Genomic DNA, 15,494 nt, shown 5'->3' on the forward strand with positions numbered 1-15,494 from the left:
CGAGCACATCCATGCCAGAACTGACTCCGGCGCTGCGCCAGCGCATCCTCCAAGCCGTGGACGCGGGCTTCGCGGCCCAGACCGAATTGACGGCGCAACTGGTGCGCCTGCCATCGCAGCGCGGCGAGGAAGCCACCGCGCAGGACTTCATGGCGGCGCGCTACGCCGAACGCGGCTATGCGGTGGACCGCTGGCGCATCGACGTCGACGCCATCCGCCACCTGCCGGGCTTCTCGCCGGTGGCGGTGTCCTATGACAACGCCTACAACGTGGTCGGCGCGCACCGCGCGCGCAGCCTGACGGGCCGCTCGCTGATCCTGAACGGCCACATCGACGTGGTGCCGGTCGGCCCGCTGGCGCAATGGAGCCGCGATCCCTATGACCCGGCCATCGTCGACGGCTGGATGCACGGCCGCGGCGCGGGCGACATGAAATCCGGCCTGGTCGCCTGCCTGTCGGCCATGGACGCGCTGGCCGCCATCGGCCTGGCGCCGGCCGGCGACGTATTCCTGCAATCGGTGGTGGAAGAGGAATGCACCGGCAACGGCGCCCTGGCCTGCCTGGCGCGCGGCTACCGCGCCGACGCCGCCTTCATCCCGGAGCCGCTGCTGCCCATGCTGATGCGCGCCCAGGTCGGCCCGATGTGGTTCCAGGTGCAGGTCGAAGGCGACCCCCAGCACGCCTCGGCCGCCTTCACCGGCGCCGGCGCCAACGCCATCCAGAAGGCGATCTTCCTGATCCAGGCGCTGGACGAGCTGGAAACGCGCTGGAACGCCAACAAGTGCGACCACCGCCACTTCTGCGACCACCCCCACCCGATCCGCTTCAACCTCGGCAAGATCGCCGGCGGCGACTGGCCGTCCAGCGTGCCGGCCTGGTGCACCTTCGACATGCGCGTGGCGGTCTACCCCGGCCAGAGCCTGGAGGCCGCGCGCGCCGAGATCGAGGCGTTCGTGGCCCAGGCCGCGGCGCGCGATCCGTTCCTGGCCACGCATCCGCCCAAAGTGGTCTACCACGGCTTCATGGCCGAGGGCTACGAATTGCAGAATGCCGACCAGGCCGAGGCCGCGCTGCGCGCCGCGCACGAACAGGTGTTCGGCGAGCCGCTGCGCGAATACGCCACCTCGGCCGCCACCGACGCCCGCTTCTACGGCCTGTACGCCGATACTCCCGCCATTGTCTACGGCCCGGAATGCCGCATGCCGCACGGCTATGACGAGGCGGTCAACCTGGAATCGGTGCGCAAGGTCACCCAGACCATCGCCCTGTTTATCGCCGAATGGTGCGGACTGGAAGAGCGCCACGCATGAGCCGCAGCCATCTTCCCAGCGCCGGCCAGGCGCTGTTCGCGGCCGAGCCGCCCAAGTTGTCCCTGCCCCAGGCCGAGGCCCTGGCGCAACGCCACTACGGTCTGGCGACACGGGCCACCCTGCTGTCGAGCGAACGCGACCAGAACTTCCTGCTGCGCGCAGCCGATGGCAGCGCCTACGTGCTCAAGGCCACCCACCCCGCCGAGGACCCGGCGGTCACCGACTTCCACACCCAGGCGCAGTTGCGGCTGATGCTGGCTGGCGGCCAACCGCCGGTGCCGCGCCTGATCCCCGACCTGCAAGGCGACTATGTGCACTGGCACGACGCGGGCGACGGCGCGCGCCGCGCCCTGCGGCTGATGACCTTCGTGCACGGCGTGCCGCTGCACCAGGTGGCGCGCAGCCCGGCGCAATACCGCGCCCTGGGCCGCGCGCTGGCGCAGTTCGACCTGGCGCTGGCCGGCTTCGACCACGCCATGGCCGACCACGAACTGCTGTGGGACCTGCAACACGCCGAGCGCGTGGCCGACCTGCTGCCGAAGATCCCTGAAGTGGCGCGGCGGGGACTGGCCGAGCGCCAGCTGGAGCGCTTCGCCAACGGGCTGCGGCCGCGCCTGGGCGGGCTGCGGCGCCAGGTCATCCACAACGACCTCAATCCGTACAACGTGATGGTCGCGCGCGACGATCATGCCCAGGTCGCGGCGCTGCTCGACTTCGGCGACATGGTGCGCGCGCCGCTGGCGCAGGACCTGGCCGTGGCCGCCGCCTACCTGCTGGACGACGCCCCCGACCCGCTGTCGGCGGGCCTGCGCCTATGCCTGGCCAGCTACCATCAGACGCTGCCCCTGACCGAAACCGAAATCGCGCTGCTGCCCGACCTGATCGCCACGCGCCTCTTGATCACCGTGGCCATCACCGGCTGGCGCGCGCAGCAGCATCCCGAGAACCGCCAATACATCCTGCGCAACAACGCCCTGGCCTGGGCCGGCCTGGCGCGCCTGGACGCCCTGCCGCGCCAGCAGGCCAGCGAAACCCTGCTGGCCGCCAGCCAGACCCCGATGGAGACCCTTGTATGAGCCGAGACCAAGCCATGCTCAACGCCTTCGACCCCGCCGCCGCCGACGCGCTGCCGCGGGCCGAACGCGACCTGATCGCCCGCCGCCAGCGCGTGCTGGGGCCGGCCTACCGCCTGTTCTACGACCAGCCGCTGCACATCGTGCGCGGCGAAGGCGTGTGGCTGTATGGCGCCGACGGCGAACGCTACCTGGATGCCTACAACAACGTGGCCTCGGTGGGCCACAGTCATCCGCGCGTGGTGCGCGCCATCGCCGAACAGGCCGCGCTGCTGAACACCCATACCCGCTACCTGCACGACGGCGTGCTGGACTACGCCGAGCGCCTGTTGGCGACCTTCCCGCAGCCGCTGTCGCAGGTCATCTTCACCTGCACCGGCAGCGAGGCCAATGACCTGGCGCTGCGTGTGGCGCGCAGCCATACCGGCGGCACCGGCGTCATCGTCACGCAGCTGGCCTACCACGGCGTCACCGCCGCGGTGGCGGCCGTATCGCCGTCGCTCGGCCAGGCGGTGCCGCTGGGCGTGGACACGCGCGCCGTAGCCGCGCCCGACAGCTACCGCCACGATCCGGCCACGCTGGGCGCGTGGTTCGGCCAGCAGGTGCAGGCCGCCATCGACGACCTGCGGCGCCACGGCATCAAGCCGGCCGCGCTGCTGGTCGACACGATTCTGTCCAGCGATGGCGTCTACAGCGACCCGGCCGGCTTCCTGGCGCCGGCGGCACAGGCCATCCGCGACGCCGGCGGCCTGTTCATCGCTGACGAGGTGCAGGCCGGCTTCGCCCGCACCGGCTCGCGCATGTGGGGCTTCCAGCGCCACGATCTCGTGCCGGACATCGTCACCATGGGCAAGCCGATGGGCAACGGCCATCCCATCGCCGCCATGGTCTCGCGCCCCGACATCCTGGAACGCTTCGGCCGCGAAGCGCGCTACTTCAACACCTTCGGCGGCAATCCGGTGGCCTGCGCCGCGGCCCAGGCCACGCTGTCGGTGATCGAGGACGAAGGGCTGCAGGCCAACGCCGCGCGCATCGGCCAGTACCTGCGCGACGGCTGGCGCGCCCTGGCCGAGCGCCATGCGCTGATCGGCGACGTGCGCGGCGACGGCCTGTTCATCGGCGTCGAACTGGTGCGCGACCGCGCCACCCAGGCACCGGCCAAGGAAGAAACGCATCGCTTCGTCAACCTGATGCGCCGGCGCCGCGTGCTGCTCAGCGCCACCGGCCTGCACGGCAACGTGCTCAAGCTGCGCCCGCAACTGCCGTTCGCGCGGGAACACGCCGACCTGCTGCTGGCGGCGGCGGATGAGACGCTGGCGGCGCTGTAGGCGGCAACGCGGCGCGGCCCGGGCCCTGGCCGGCCATGCGCCGCGGTAGCGGAACCACGGCGTCATGGCCGGCCACCCTGACCGACCAACGCTCACCGCCACAAAGCTCAGCGCTGCGCCCGGCGCGCGGGCCCGCTCTCGCCGGCCCGCGCCAGCGCCCGCGCAAAGCGCGCCACGCCATCGCCGATGCGCTCGCAGGGCACGCCGCCATACCCCAGCACCACCGCTGGCGCCGCCGCCCGCGCCGCATCAGGCAGGTAATGCGGCAATCCCACCACGATGCCCTCTTCGCGGGCGGCCTCGGCCAGGCGCGGCACCGATACCTTGCGGTCGAGCCGCGCATATACATGCAGCCCGGCCCGTGCCTGCGACAGCCGCACCTGTTCACCGACCCGCGCCGCCAGCGCCTCGCGCAGCACGATCTGGCGGCCGGCATACTCGGTGCGCATGCGCTTGATGTTGTGCGAGAAATGGCCGTCCGCCATGAAATCGGCCAGCGCCGCCTGCAGGTGCAACTGGCCTGGCCGGTAGATGCTGGCGCAGGCCCGCGAAAATGACTCGGCCACCTGCGGCGGCACCACCATGTAGCTCATGCGCAGACCGGCGAACATGGTCTTGCTGAAGGTGCCCAGGTAGACGACGCGGCCGTCGGCATCCAGCCCCTGCAACGACGGAATCGGCGCGCCGTCGTAGCGGAATTCGCTGTCGTAGTCGTCCTCCAGCACCCACAGCCCGCGCGCCCGCGCCGCCTGCAGCAGCTCCAACCGCCGCGCCAGCGGCATCACCACGCCAGTGGGGTACTGGTGCGACGGGCTGGTGATCAGCAGCCGCGCCCGGCGCGGCAACTTGCTGGCCGCCAGGTCCAGGCCCTGCTCGTCGACCGCCGCCGCATGGGCGCGCACGCCCGCCGCCCCCAGCACCGGCGGAAAGGCCCAATGGCACGGGCTCTCGACCAGGGCGGCATCGCCCGCGCCCGCCAGCATGCGCGCGCACAGGTCGACCGATTGGTGCGTGCCCGCCGTGACGATGACCTGCTCGGGCTCGCACACCACCGCGCGTGCCAGGCGCAGGTAGCTGGCGATGGCCTCGCGCAGCGGCAGAAAGCCGGCGCCATCCTTGGCATAGCCCGCCAGCGCCAGGTTCGACTTGCCCAGGTGGCGCGACACCAGCCGGCGCCACAAGTGGAACGGAAACAGGCTGGCGTCGGCCACGCCCGGCACGAAGGCGCCGGTGTGCTGGCCCAGCCCGGCCGCGCCGCCGGCGATGCCCTCGCCGCGCGTCGACAGGCCCGGCACGTGACGCTGCACGTGCTCGGGAGAAGCCGGCGGCAACAGGGGCCGGTCCACCGTCTTCTCGACGAAGGTGCCGCTGCCGCCGCGCGCGCTCAGGTAGTTCTCGGCGATCAGGCGCTCATAGGCCAGCGTCACCGTGATGCGTGAAATGCCCAGCTCCTGCGCCAGCACGCGCGAGGACGGCAGGCGCTGCCCCGCCACCAGGGTGTGGTCCAGCACGCCGCGCCGCACGATGTCGTAGATCTGCTTCTGCAAGGGGTCGGCCGATTCGCGCGACAGCGCGCCCGACAGCAGATCGGCAAGCAGGACTTCCTTCATGAAGTGGCCATATATGAGAGTCAATTGTGGCTATACAAGATATAGCCAGTAGTTGCTATCGTCAACGCCGGTATTCGACATCGCGGCGCCACCTGGGCGACCGCATCAAACAAGGGGAATTCCATGCACGACAGCAATGGCCGCAGACAGCCGGTCAGGGCCGCGGCCGCGGCATTTTTCGGCACCATGATCGAGTGGTACGACTTCTATTGCTACGCCACGGCGGCCGCCCTGGTGTTCGGTGATGTGTTCTTCGCCACCAACGATCCCTACATGGGCACGCTGGCTTCGCTCGGCACTTTCGCCATCGGCTTTTTCGCGCGGCCGGTGGGCGCGGTGCTGTTCGGTCACCTCGGCGACCGCGTCGGCCGCAAGCAGAGCCTGGTCATCACGCTGCTGCTGATGGGCGTGGCCACCACGCTGATCGGCCTGCTGCCTTCGTATCATTCGATCGGCCTGACCGCCGTGGTGCTGCTGGTGGCGCTGCGGCTGGTGCAGGGCATCGCGGTGGGCGGCGAATGGGGCGGCGCGGTGCTGATCGCGGCCGAACACGCGCCGCCCAAGTGGCGCACCTTCCTGGCCTCGGCGCCGCAGTACGGCAGCCCCATCGGCCTGATCCTGGCGACCGGCGTGTTCCGCCTGGTGTCGGACCTGCCCAAGGAAGACTTCCTGGCATGGGGCTGGCGCCTGCCCTTCATCATCAGCGGCGTGCTGGTGCTGGTGGCCTTCGTCATCCGTCGCGGCGTCAACGAAAGCCCCGAGCTGCAGGCGCGCCTGAAGGAAAAGCAAAAGGAAGCCACCGCCCCCATCGGCATGGTGCTGCGCGAACGCAAGCGCGCGCTGCTGCTGGGCATCGGCCTGTGCCTGCTGGGCATCTCGGGGTTCTACTTCGTGACCACGCTGATGATCACCTACACCACCACCTACCTGAAGATCACCCGCAGCCAGATCCTGGACGTGGTGACCTGGGCCGGCGTGGTCGAGCTGATCAGCTTTCCGATCGCCTCCTACATCGCCACCCGCATCGGCGAGCGCCGTTTCCTGATCTGGGTCACCGCGCTGTCGACGCTGTGGGCCGTGCCGATGATGATGCTGATCCTGACCGGCGACATCCAGAACATCGCCATCGGCATCCTCACGGCCATCTTCCTGATCGGCGCCTACTATGCGGTGCTGGCGCCCTATCTGCCGCTGGCCTTCCCGGTGGAGATGCGCTACACCGGCATTTCGCTCAGCTTCCAGCTATGCGGCGCGATCTTCGGCGGCACCACCCCCCTGGTGGGCCTGTGGGTGGCGCACACCTTCGGCCTGACCTGGCAGCCGTTGGCGCTGATGTTCGCCATCATCGCCGGCGCCAACCTGCTGTGCGCGGTCTACCTGCCGACGCCGGAGCGCGAGGCGGCGCGCCGGCGTGGCGCCGCGCCGGGCGCGGCCCAGCCCAGCCGGGCGTCGTAACGGCCGAGCCATCGGCCTGGAACCCGCGGCGGCCGCGTCCGGTCCCCGCCGCCGCGCCGCGTCAGAACCGGGTGCGCAGCGTCAGATTGAAACTGCGCCCCGGCTGCAGCAGCGGATTCTGGCCGGTCATGGCGTAGTTCACGTTCGACGCCGTAGCGGCGGTGCGATAAGCGCGGTCGAACAGGTTGCTGATGCCCAGCACCGCCTGGGTATTGCCCAACTGCGGCATTCCGAGCTTGTCCAGCTGCAATTGCGCGTACAGGTTGACCACGCCGAAGCCGCCGGCCGGATATTCCCGGCGATCGTCGTAGCGATTCTGCCCCTTGGCCCACTGCAATTCACCGCTCAGGGCATAGGCCTCGTTCGGGCCGACGTACTGCAATCCCATCAGGCCGCTGAGCGTGGCGATCGACGGCAACGGCCGGTGGGTGACCTGATTGGTGGCGTGCAGGTAACTGGCGCTGCCATACAGGTTGAGCGCATGGGTCACCTGCCAGCGCCAATCGCTTTCGAGTCCCTGCACGCGCGCCCTGCCGACGTTGCGGCGCTGCGTGGCGGGCAAGCCCAGGTACATCGTGTCGACGCTCTCGATGAAATCGCGGAAATTGCTGCGGAACGCCGTCAGGCCGACCGTGGCATTGTCGAAATGCAGGCGGGCGCCAACGTCCACGTTGGTGCCGCGCTCGGGCTTGAGCTGGGGATTGGGAAAGGTGTAGCTGGTGCCCGTGAAGCCGGCGTCGAACATGTCGAAAATCCAGGGCATGCGGAACGAATTGCCCACGCTGCCCAGCAGTTCAACCCGCTCGGTGGCGCGGTACGACAGGCCCAGGCTGCCAGTGAGAGCGGTCTGCTGATTGTTCTGTGCCGCGCGGAATGCCGGCAGCAGATCGGGCGACGGCAACGGACTCAGCCCCACGTCGGAGCGGTACCAATCGAAGCGGCCGCCGGCGCTCACCGTCCATTTCGGCGCGGGGTTCCATTCGTTGCTCAGGAACAGGCCGATGTTGGTCTGGTAGCGGGTCGGACCGGTCCGGACCCAATCGCCGCGATTGACGGCGCGGCTGCCGTCGGGCTGGCGCACTGTGGTCTGGGTAAGCAGCTTCATGCCCGGCCAGGTTTCGTGCATGAAGTCCATGCCCACCGTGGTGGCGACACTGGCCCACGGGATGGTCGCCGCGACATTGCCGCCATAGACGAGCGGTCCGATGACGTGACGCCGCACGTCGACCACGCGCGCCGCGTTGACCTCATTGTGGGCGGCCAGGGTGGTATCGAATTCGTTGACGTAAAGGCTGGCCCGCAACTGGCTGATCAGGCCGTCGAATTCGCCCGCGTAGGCAAGCTTGCCCTGCTTGACGGCCAGCGGATCGCGATGGCTGCTGGCCAGGGGATACGGCGGCACCGCGCCGGCCGCATCGTCATTGACGTGCGCCATGCGGCCGCTGATCTCGATGCGTTGGCGCGCGTCCGGCATGTAGCCCAGCACGATGCCGCCGCCCGCGCCGCGAAAACCGCTGTTGGGCACCTCCTCGGCGGCGCTGCTGAAGTTGCTGGCGCGCCGTCCGGTGGCGTAGACGCGCAGGTCGAAGCCGTCGCCGGCGGCCTCCAGCGCGGCGCTGGCCTGCATCGCATTGGCATTGCTGCGCCATGCGGCCGACACCTCGCCCCCATTGAGCTGGAACGCATGCTCCAGATTGCCGTGGGCGCGCCGGGTGACGAAGTTGATCAGGCCACCCAGCCCGTCACTGCCGAAGCGCGCCGAATCCGGTCCCCGCACCACCTCGACCTGCTCCAGCTCGGTCGGGCTGATCAGCATGAATTGCAGGGTATTGCGGCCGCGGAAGCGATTGCCGTCGATGAAGACAGGCACCCGCATGTCGTTGGTGTTCATGCCGCGCAGGAACACCGTGCCGGCGATGCCGCCCGTGTGGTTGATGGTGGCGTTGGGAATCCGGCCGATCAGCTCCAGCGTGCTGATGGGACTGAGCCGGTCGATGTCCTGGCGGTCGACCACCGACACCGATTGCGTCACCGCATGATCGAGCGTCGCCGCCGGCGGCACCGCGCCGATGGCATGCAGGCGGCCATCGTCGACGGCATCGTCATCGGCCGTGACCCGGATGGCGGGCAGTTGCGCGGCGGTGTCGGCGGCCGTGGCGGGCGCGCCAAGGGTGATGGCCGCGAGCAGGAAGGCGCGAACCAGAGGCGAAGGCAGAAAGGATTGAGTCATACAGGAGCGCAAAAGCAAAGCCCGAAGGCGGGAGGCGCGCCGCCTCGGGCGGCGGCGATGGGATCTTGCAGCCGGGACGACATCGCCCCGCGCGGCAGGCTCAGAAGCGCGTGCGCAGCGTCACGCTGAAACTGCGTCCGGGCTGCAGCAACGGATTCAGGTTCGTCATCGGGTAGTTCACATTCGACGCCGTGGCGGCGGTGCGATAGGCGCGATCGAACAGGTTGTTGATGCTGAACACCGCCTGGGTGTTACCCACCCGCGGCAGGCCCAGCTTGTCCAATTGCAGTTGCGCGAACAGGTTGACCACGCCAAAGCCGGCCGCCGGATATTCCTTGTGGTCATCGTAGCGGCCCTGCCCCTTGGCCCACTGCAACTCGCCGCTCAAGGCGTAGGCCTCGTTCGGGCCGACGTACTGCAATCCCATCAGGCCGCTGAGCGTGGCGATCGACGGCAACGGCCGGTTCGTGATCCGGTTGGTGGCATGCAGGTAGCCGGCGCTGCCATACAGGTTGAACGCGCGCGTCACCTGCCAGCGCCAGTCACTTTCGACCCCCTGTACGCGCACCTTGCCGACATTGCTTTTCTGCGTCGCGGGCAGGCCGTTGTACAGGGTGTTGACGTTCTCGATGAAATCGCGGAAGTCGCTGCGGAACGCCGTCAGGCCGACGGTGGCATCATCGAAATGCAGCCGGGTGCCCACATCGACGTTGACACCACGCTCGGGCTTGAGTTCGGGATTGGGGAAGGCATAGCTGGCGCCGGTAAAGCCGGCGTCGAACATGTCGAAGATCCACGGCATGCGGAACGAGTTGCCGACGCTGCCCAACAGTTCGACCACCTTGGTGGCGCGGTACGACAGCCCCAGGCTGCCGGTGGTGGCGGTCTGCTGGTTGTTCTGCGCCGCGCGGAAGGCCGGCAGCAGATCGGGCGATGGCAAAGGCGAAAGGTCGACGTCGGACCGGTACCAATCCACACGGCCGCCGGCGGTCAAGGTCCATTTCGGGGACGGCGTCCACTCGTTGCTCAGGAAGACCCCGATATTGGTCTGGTAGCGGGACGGGCCGCTGGGAACCCAATCGCCGCGATTGACCGTCGTGCCGCCATCCGGTTGGCGCAGCGTCACCTGCGTGCGCCGCGCCTGGCCAGGCCAGTTCTCGTGCATGAAATCCATGCCGACCGTGGTGGCGACGCTGGCCCACGGAATGGTCGCCGCCAGATTGCCGCCATAAGCCAGCGGCCCCGGCACGTGGCGCTGCACATCCAGCACCCGGTTTGGGTTGGCCTGGTTGTGCACCACCAGCGTGGTGTCGAACTCGTTGACGTAGAGGCTGGCGCGCAACTCGCTGAGCACGCCGTCGAACGCTCCCTGATAGGCCAACTTTCCCTGCTTGACGTTCAAGGGATCGCTGCGGGTGGTGGCCAGCGGATACGGCGGCACGGTGCCGGCCCACCCTTCGTTCACGTGTGCCATGCGGCCGCTGATCTCGACGCGCTGGCGCGCGTCCGGCATGTAGCCCAGCACGATGCCGCCGCCCGCGCTGCGAAAATCACTATTGGGCACTTCATCGCTGGCGCTGCGGAAGTTGCCGGCGCGCCGCCCGGTGGCATAGACACGCAGGTCCAGGCCGTCGCCGGCCGCCTCCAGCGCCGCGCTGGCCTGCATCCCGTTGCCATTGCTGTTCCAGGTGGCCGACAGCTCACCGCCATCGAGCGCGAAGCCATGCGCCAGGTTGCCGTGGGCGCGCCTGGTGACGAAGTTGATCAGGCCGCCCAGCCCATCGCTGCCGAAGCGCGCCGAATCCGGCCCGCGCACCACTTCGACGGCCTCCAGTTCGGTCGGACTGATGAGCATGAACTGCAGCTTGTTGCGGCCACGGAAGCGATTGCCGTCGATGAACACGGGCACCCGCATATCGAGCGTGTCCATGCCGCGCAGGAACAACGTGCCGCCAATGCCGCCGCCCAGATTGATGGTGGCGTTGGGAATCCGGCCCAGCAGCTCCAGCGTGCTGATGGCGCTGAGCCGGTCGAGATCCTGGCGGTCGACCACCGACACCGATTGCGTGACCGTATGGTCGAGCGTCGCCGCCGGCGGCACGGCGCCGCTGGCATGCAGGCGGCCGTCGTCGGCGGCGGCATCATCGGCCGTGACCCGGATGGCGGGCAGTTGCGCGGCGGAGTCGGCGGCCATGGCGGGCGCGCCGAGACTGGCGGCGGCCAGCAGGATGGCGTGGGCGAAAGGCGATAGCGGGAAGGAATGAGTCATACGAGAATGCAATGGCAAAGCCCGGAGGCCGAAGGGACGCCGCCTCAGGCGGCGGGGGTGGAATCTTTCAGCCACGGCAGAAAGCCGCGCAGGAAACGGCTGGTGGCCGGCATGAAATAGCTGCCGTGGTGATACATCGGATCCAGCGAGGTCACGATCAGCCGGCCCGCCGTGCTGCGGCAGTCCTCGTACAGCACCGAACCGGCGCCGACCTTGTCGACCAGCGATACCGCGCCCGGCGGCGGCGCGTAGGTGCCGTGCTGATGCCAGGTGACATCGGCCAGCGTCAGATAGCGGAACAACGAATGGCCGGGCGCCGCCAGCCGCAGGCCGGGATCGGCGCCGGGCGTCTTCCACCACCAGAAGTTCACTTCGCAGTCGGTCCAGCGCACCCCGTCCAGCCAGCGGTGCGACCCGGTTTCGCCCATCGCCACCAGCGTCTTGCCGGCGGCCAGGAAACGGGCGAAGCGGTCGCGCTGCGCCACCAGCAGCTCCGGGTTGATGCGGCACGACACGATCAGGGCGTCACAGCCGTCCAGGGCGGCGTCATCCAGCTCCGGCAGGTAGATCCCCCGGTCGATGTACGGCGCCAGTTCGGGCGTGCGAAAGGTGCGGTGGTGGTAGTAAGTGCCGGCGTCCAGCGCGGCAATCACCGGCTCGCGCCGGGCCGGGTCGGGGTGACGGGCGCCAGTCATGCCGCCTCCCCGTGCAGCCAATCGAACAGCTGCGGCACGATGCGGCAGGTGCTGTCGGCGCTGCCGGCATACATCCACATATCGTTGCCGGAATGCGTCAGCAGGCGGCCGCCCCCGGGCAGCGCCAGCACCCAATCCACCGGCACCGCGTCCGGCCCCAGCGTGTGCAGCACCCTTGCGCCGGCCGGCGGCGGGTTGCCTCCGCGCGCATAGAAGCCGGCCACGCCGCGGCGGAAGGTCAGGTGTTCCGGATCGACGCCCTCGAACACCGGGTGGGCATCGGCGCGGTGCAGCCGCAGGCCGTCGATGCCGCGCGCCGGACCGGGCACGAACGGCGCCAGCCAGCGCAGGAAGGGGTAAGCCACATGGCCGTTGAACACCATGGTGCCGCCGGCCAGCAGCCAGGCCTCGAGCCGGGCCTGCTGAGACAGCAGGTAGCGCTGATCGGTATTGGCCGGCACCAGCAAGGCGCGCACCGTCGCCAGTTCCAGGCGATGCAGGGCGTACAGCGGTTCGGCAATGGCCGGCGGCGCCTCGCCGCCGGTCAGCGCGGCGGGACCGCTGCCGGTCCAGTGGTTCAGATAGACGATCGTGTTCATCGGGTTCAATGGAAAAGCGGAATCACGCCCGGCACCTCGCGGCCGTCGGCGGCGATGGCGGTCACCCGCAGCGGCAGGCCGTAAAGGCGGGTCAGGCGCTCGTCGGTGCACATCTGGCCAGTGGGGCCGGCCTCGCAGGCGTCGGGATGCATCAGCAGGGTCTGGTCGGCGATGTGCTGGGCATGCTGCGGCTGATGGGTGGAGAACACCACCGCCATGCCCTCGCCCGCCAGCCGCCGCAGCAACGACAGGATCACGTCCTGGTTGCGCAGGTCCAGCGCCGCGCTGGGCTCGTCCAGCACGATGATGGGGCTGGCGCTGGCCATGGCCCGCGCGATGCAGGCCAGTTGCTGTTCGCCACCGCTGAGCGCATGGAACGGCCGCCCCGCCAGATGCTCCAGCCGCACGGCGCGCAGGCATTCGCGGGCGATTTCGCGGTCGCGCGGGCCCGGCGAGGCCCACCAGCGCAGGTGGCGCACGCGGCCCATGGTCACCATGGCCAGCACGTCATAGGCGAACAGCGAATCGGTGCGCTGCGGCACGTAGGCGGCATGGCCGTTCAGGGAAACCGTGCCGGCGGCCGGCGGCTGCAAGCCCAGCAGCGTCTTGAGCAAGGTGGTCTTGCCCCGGCCATTCGGCCCCAGCACAGCCAGAACGCCGCCCGCCGGCACGCGCAGCGACAGGTCCGACAGCAGCAGGCGGCCGCCGGCCTGCACGGCAAGGCGATCCAGTTCAAGCATGGCCCGCCTCCCGGCCTTGCGTGCGGCGCAGCAGCCATGCGAACAAGGGCGCGCCGATCAACGCGGTGATCACCCCCAGCGGAATCTCGGCGCTGGTGGCGCTGCGGGCGACGGTATCGACCCACACCATGTAGGTGCCGCCAAGCAAGGCGCTGGCGGGCAGCAGCACGCGGTGGTCGGGGCCGACCAGCATGCGCGCGATGTGCGGCACTACCAGTCCGACCCACCCCACCGTGCCCGATACCGCCACGCTGGCGGACACCACCAGCGTGGCGCAACCCAGCAGCATCCAGCGCAGCGGTTCGACCGCCAGCCCCATAGCGCTGGCCTGCTCGTCACCCAGCGACAGCACGTTGATGCGGAACCGCAGCGCGAACAACAGGCCCATGCCGGCCATGATCGGCGCCAGCGCCGCCGCCAGCTTGACATACGACGCCGTGGCGAAACTGCCCATCAGCCAGAACACGATCGCCGGCAGGCTGTCGTAGGGATCGGCGAAGTAGGTGGCCAGCGAGATCAGCGCGGAAAAGAAGGCGCTGGTGACCACGCCCGCCAGCACCAGCATCAGGATGGTGGTGCGGCCCTGCGAACGGCCCAGCAGGTAGACGATAGCCACCGCCAGCAACCCGCCGGCGAAAGCCAGCCCCAGGGTGGCCCACAACGACGAGAACAGCAGGATCGCGGCGCAGCCGCCGAATGCCGCGCCGGAGGAGATGCCGAGTATCTGCGGCCCGACCAGGGGATTGCGGAAAGCGCCCTGCAAGGCCGCGCCGCACAGCGCCAGGCTGGAGCCGGCCAGCAGCGCCAGCAGCACCCGCGGCAGGCGCACCAGCAGCACCACGCGGCGCTCGGCATCGGCAATGGACGGCAGCCACGCGGCCAGGCCATCGGGCAACAGCGCCTTTCCCAGCACGGCGGCCACGTGCGACACCGGCAAGGCATAGCGTCCCACGCACAACGCGGCCAATGCCGACAGCGGCACCGCGGCGATCATCAACCACCAGGGCCACGCGGACCGCCGGCCTTCGCCGCGCCCGGGGGCGCGTTCAATGCAGGCGGTCATAGCCGGCGGCCCCTTGGTTCAATCGCATGCGCAGCACCCTGTCGATATCGGCGGCGCCGATGTCATAGCCGTACAACCAGGCGTAGGCCTGCGTGATGTGCTCGCGCAGCGGCCAATCGAACCGCTCCGGATGCAGCAACTGGCTCAGCCACTGCCAGTACAACGGCGATTCCTGGCTGGGGGGATCCCAGATGTAGCCTCCCGCCGGAATCAGGTAGACGCGGTGGCTGCGCACGGCCGGGATGTCCGCGAACAGCGGATCGGCGTAGATCATGGCCGGCGTCAGGCCCGACTCGAAATTGTTCAGCAGGATCACGTCCGGCGCCCAGGCCATGATCTGCTCGATGCCGACCGACTGGCCGGTGCCGACCACCGCGGCCGCCACGTTGCGCCCGCCGGTCAATTGGATGTCGTCATCGAAACTGCTGCCCGCGCCCGAGGTGCGCAACTGCGGCCGGTATCGCGACAGATACAGCACGCCGGGGCGTTCGTCGGCGCGCAGGCCGGCAGTGACATCGAGAATCCGCGCGCGCACCTCATCGCGCCACGCCAGTTGCCGGGCGGCGTGCGCGTCCTGCCCGAGCGAATGCCCCATCAACCGGATCCACTCGCGGGTGCGCACATCGGTGCCGTACAGCAACGCGGCCACCGGCAGGCCGGCATTGCGCAACGGCGCGAGCAGATCGTCGCCCATGTGGCCCCACTGCCACACCATGTCGGGCTGGATCTGCAGCAGGGTTTCCACGTTCGGCACGAAGCCCGAGCGGGTGATGTCCGAGCGCACGCTTTCCATGTGGGGAAACAGGCGCGAGGGCAGCGGATCCGCCATGCGTGCATAGGAATCGGGATGCATGCCGGCCAGGTGCCGCGACGAACCGCCGTCCAGCGACATCAGCAGCGTGCCGCCCGGCATCGGCAGCGAGACCGCGCGCGTCGAGGGCGCGGCCTGCGTGACCGGATTGCCGAGCATGTCGTTGAAGGACAGCGGCGCCGCCAGCGCGCCGGACGCGGCTGCCAGCGCCAGCAAGGCCGCCGGCACCATAGGGAGATTTATAAGGCGGCGCGATTTCGGCGGCGTCCTGGCCTCGCATTTTTTCACGGTGATAGCATCTGAACAAGAAT

At 69.3% G+C, this 15,494-nt stretch carries 12 protein-coding genes; 4 read left to right on the plus strand and 8 right to left on the minus strand.

All coding sequences use genetic code 11. The features are described from left to right. Positions 1-11 precede the first annotated feature (11 nt). Genes HV701_RS08725 through HV701_RS08735 form a run of 3 tightly spaced genes read left to right on the plus strand, consistent with a single transcriptional unit; the run spans position 12 to position 3,711 of the window. On the plus strand, positions 12-1,310 hold the full coding sequence (locus tag HV701_RS08725; RefSeq protein ID WP_175132674.1) for an ArgE/DapE family deacylase: 1,299 nt from the start codon (positions 12-14) through the stop codon (positions 1,308-1,310). Beyond that, on the plus strand, positions 1,307-2,386 hold the full coding sequence (locus HV701_RS08730) for a phosphotransferase (RefSeq protein WP_175132675.1): 1,080 nt from the start codon (positions 1,307-1,309) through the stop codon (positions 2,384-2,386). The genes HV701_RS08725 and HV701_RS08730 overlap by 4 nt, the downstream gene beginning before the upstream one ends. Beyond that, positions 2,383-3,711 carry an aspartate aminotransferase family protein gene (locus HV701_RS08735; protein ID WP_175132676.1) on the plus strand — a complete coding sequence of 443 codons (1,329 nt, stop codon included), beginning with the start codon at positions 2,383-2,385 and terminating at the stop codon, positions 3,709-3,711. Before HV701_RS08730 ends, HV701_RS08735 begins: the two co-directional genes overlap by 4 nt. A gap of 107 nt (positions 3,712-3,818) precedes the next feature. Here HV701_RS08735 and pdxR read toward each other — a convergent pair whose 3' ends face one another. Beyond that, on the minus strand, positions 3,819-5,321 hold the full coding sequence (pdxR, locus tag HV701_RS08740) for a MocR-like pyridoxine biosynthesis transcription factor PdxR (RefSeq protein WP_175132677.1): 1,503 nt from the start codon (positions 5,319-5,321) through the stop codon (positions 3,819-3,821). A 123-nt stretch (positions 5,322-5,444) separates the two neighbouring features. On the opposite strand from pdxR, the gene HV701_RS08745 reads away from it, so the two are divergent. Further along, positions 5,445-6,776 carry an MFS transporter gene (locus HV701_RS08745; RefSeq protein ID WP_175132678.1) on the plus strand — a complete coding sequence of 444 codons (1,332 nt, stop codon included), beginning with the start codon at positions 5,445-5,447 and terminating at the stop codon, positions 6,774-6,776. 61 nt (positions 6,777-6,837) lie between these two features. Here HV701_RS08745 and HV701_RS08750 read toward each other — a convergent pair whose 3' ends face one another. From HV701_RS08750 to HV701_RS08780, 7 genes are all read right to left on the minus strand, one after another. After that, positions 6,838-9,006, minus strand: coding sequence for a TonB-dependent receptor (locus HV701_RS08750; protein WP_175132679.1), 2,169 nt, complete (start codon positions 9,004-9,006; stop codon positions 6,838-6,840). 100 nt (positions 9,007-9,106) lie between these two features. Further along, on the minus strand, positions 9,107-11,275 hold the full coding sequence (locus HV701_RS08755; protein ID WP_175132680.1) for a TonB-dependent receptor: 2,169 nt from the start codon (positions 11,273-11,275) through the stop codon (positions 9,107-9,109). A gap of 44 nt (positions 11,276-11,319) precedes the next feature. Beyond that, positions 11,320-11,970, minus strand: coding sequence for a hypothetical protein (locus HV701_RS08760; protein ID WP_175132681.1), 651 nt, complete (start codon positions 11,968-11,970; stop codon positions 11,320-11,322). Continuing rightward, positions 11,967-12,569, minus strand: a complete 603-nt coding sequence (locus HV701_RS08765) for a hypothetical protein (RefSeq protein WP_175132682.1) — start codon at positions 12,567-12,569, stop codon at positions 11,967-11,969. The genes HV701_RS08760 and HV701_RS08765 overlap by 4 nt, the downstream gene beginning before the upstream one ends. Positions 12,570-12,574: 5 nt before the next feature. After that, a complete protein-coding gene (locus tag HV701_RS08770) occupies positions 12,575-13,309 on the minus strand; it encodes an ABC transporter ATP-binding protein (protein WP_175132683.1) in 735 nt (244 codons plus the stop codon). Further along, positions 13,302-14,372, minus strand: coding sequence for a FecCD family ABC transporter permease (locus HV701_RS08775; protein WP_236756148.1), 1,071 nt, complete (start codon positions 14,370-14,372; stop codon positions 13,302-13,304). The genes HV701_RS08770 and HV701_RS08775 overlap by 8 nt, the downstream gene beginning before the upstream one ends. Next, positions 14,356-15,414, minus strand: coding sequence for an ABC transporter substrate-binding protein (locus HV701_RS08780; RefSeq protein WP_236756147.1), 1,059 nt, complete (start codon positions 15,412-15,414; stop codon positions 14,356-14,358). Before HV701_RS08780 ends, HV701_RS08775 begins: the two co-directional genes overlap by 17 nt. Positions 15,415-15,494 lie beyond the last annotated feature (80 nt).

Origin of the sequence: Achromobacter pulmonis (genome assembly GCF_902859765.1) — a bacterium.
GTDB classification, from domain to species: domain Bacteria; phylum Pseudomonadota; class Gammaproteobacteria; order Burkholderiales; family Burkholderiaceae_B; genus Achromobacter; species Achromobacter pulmonis.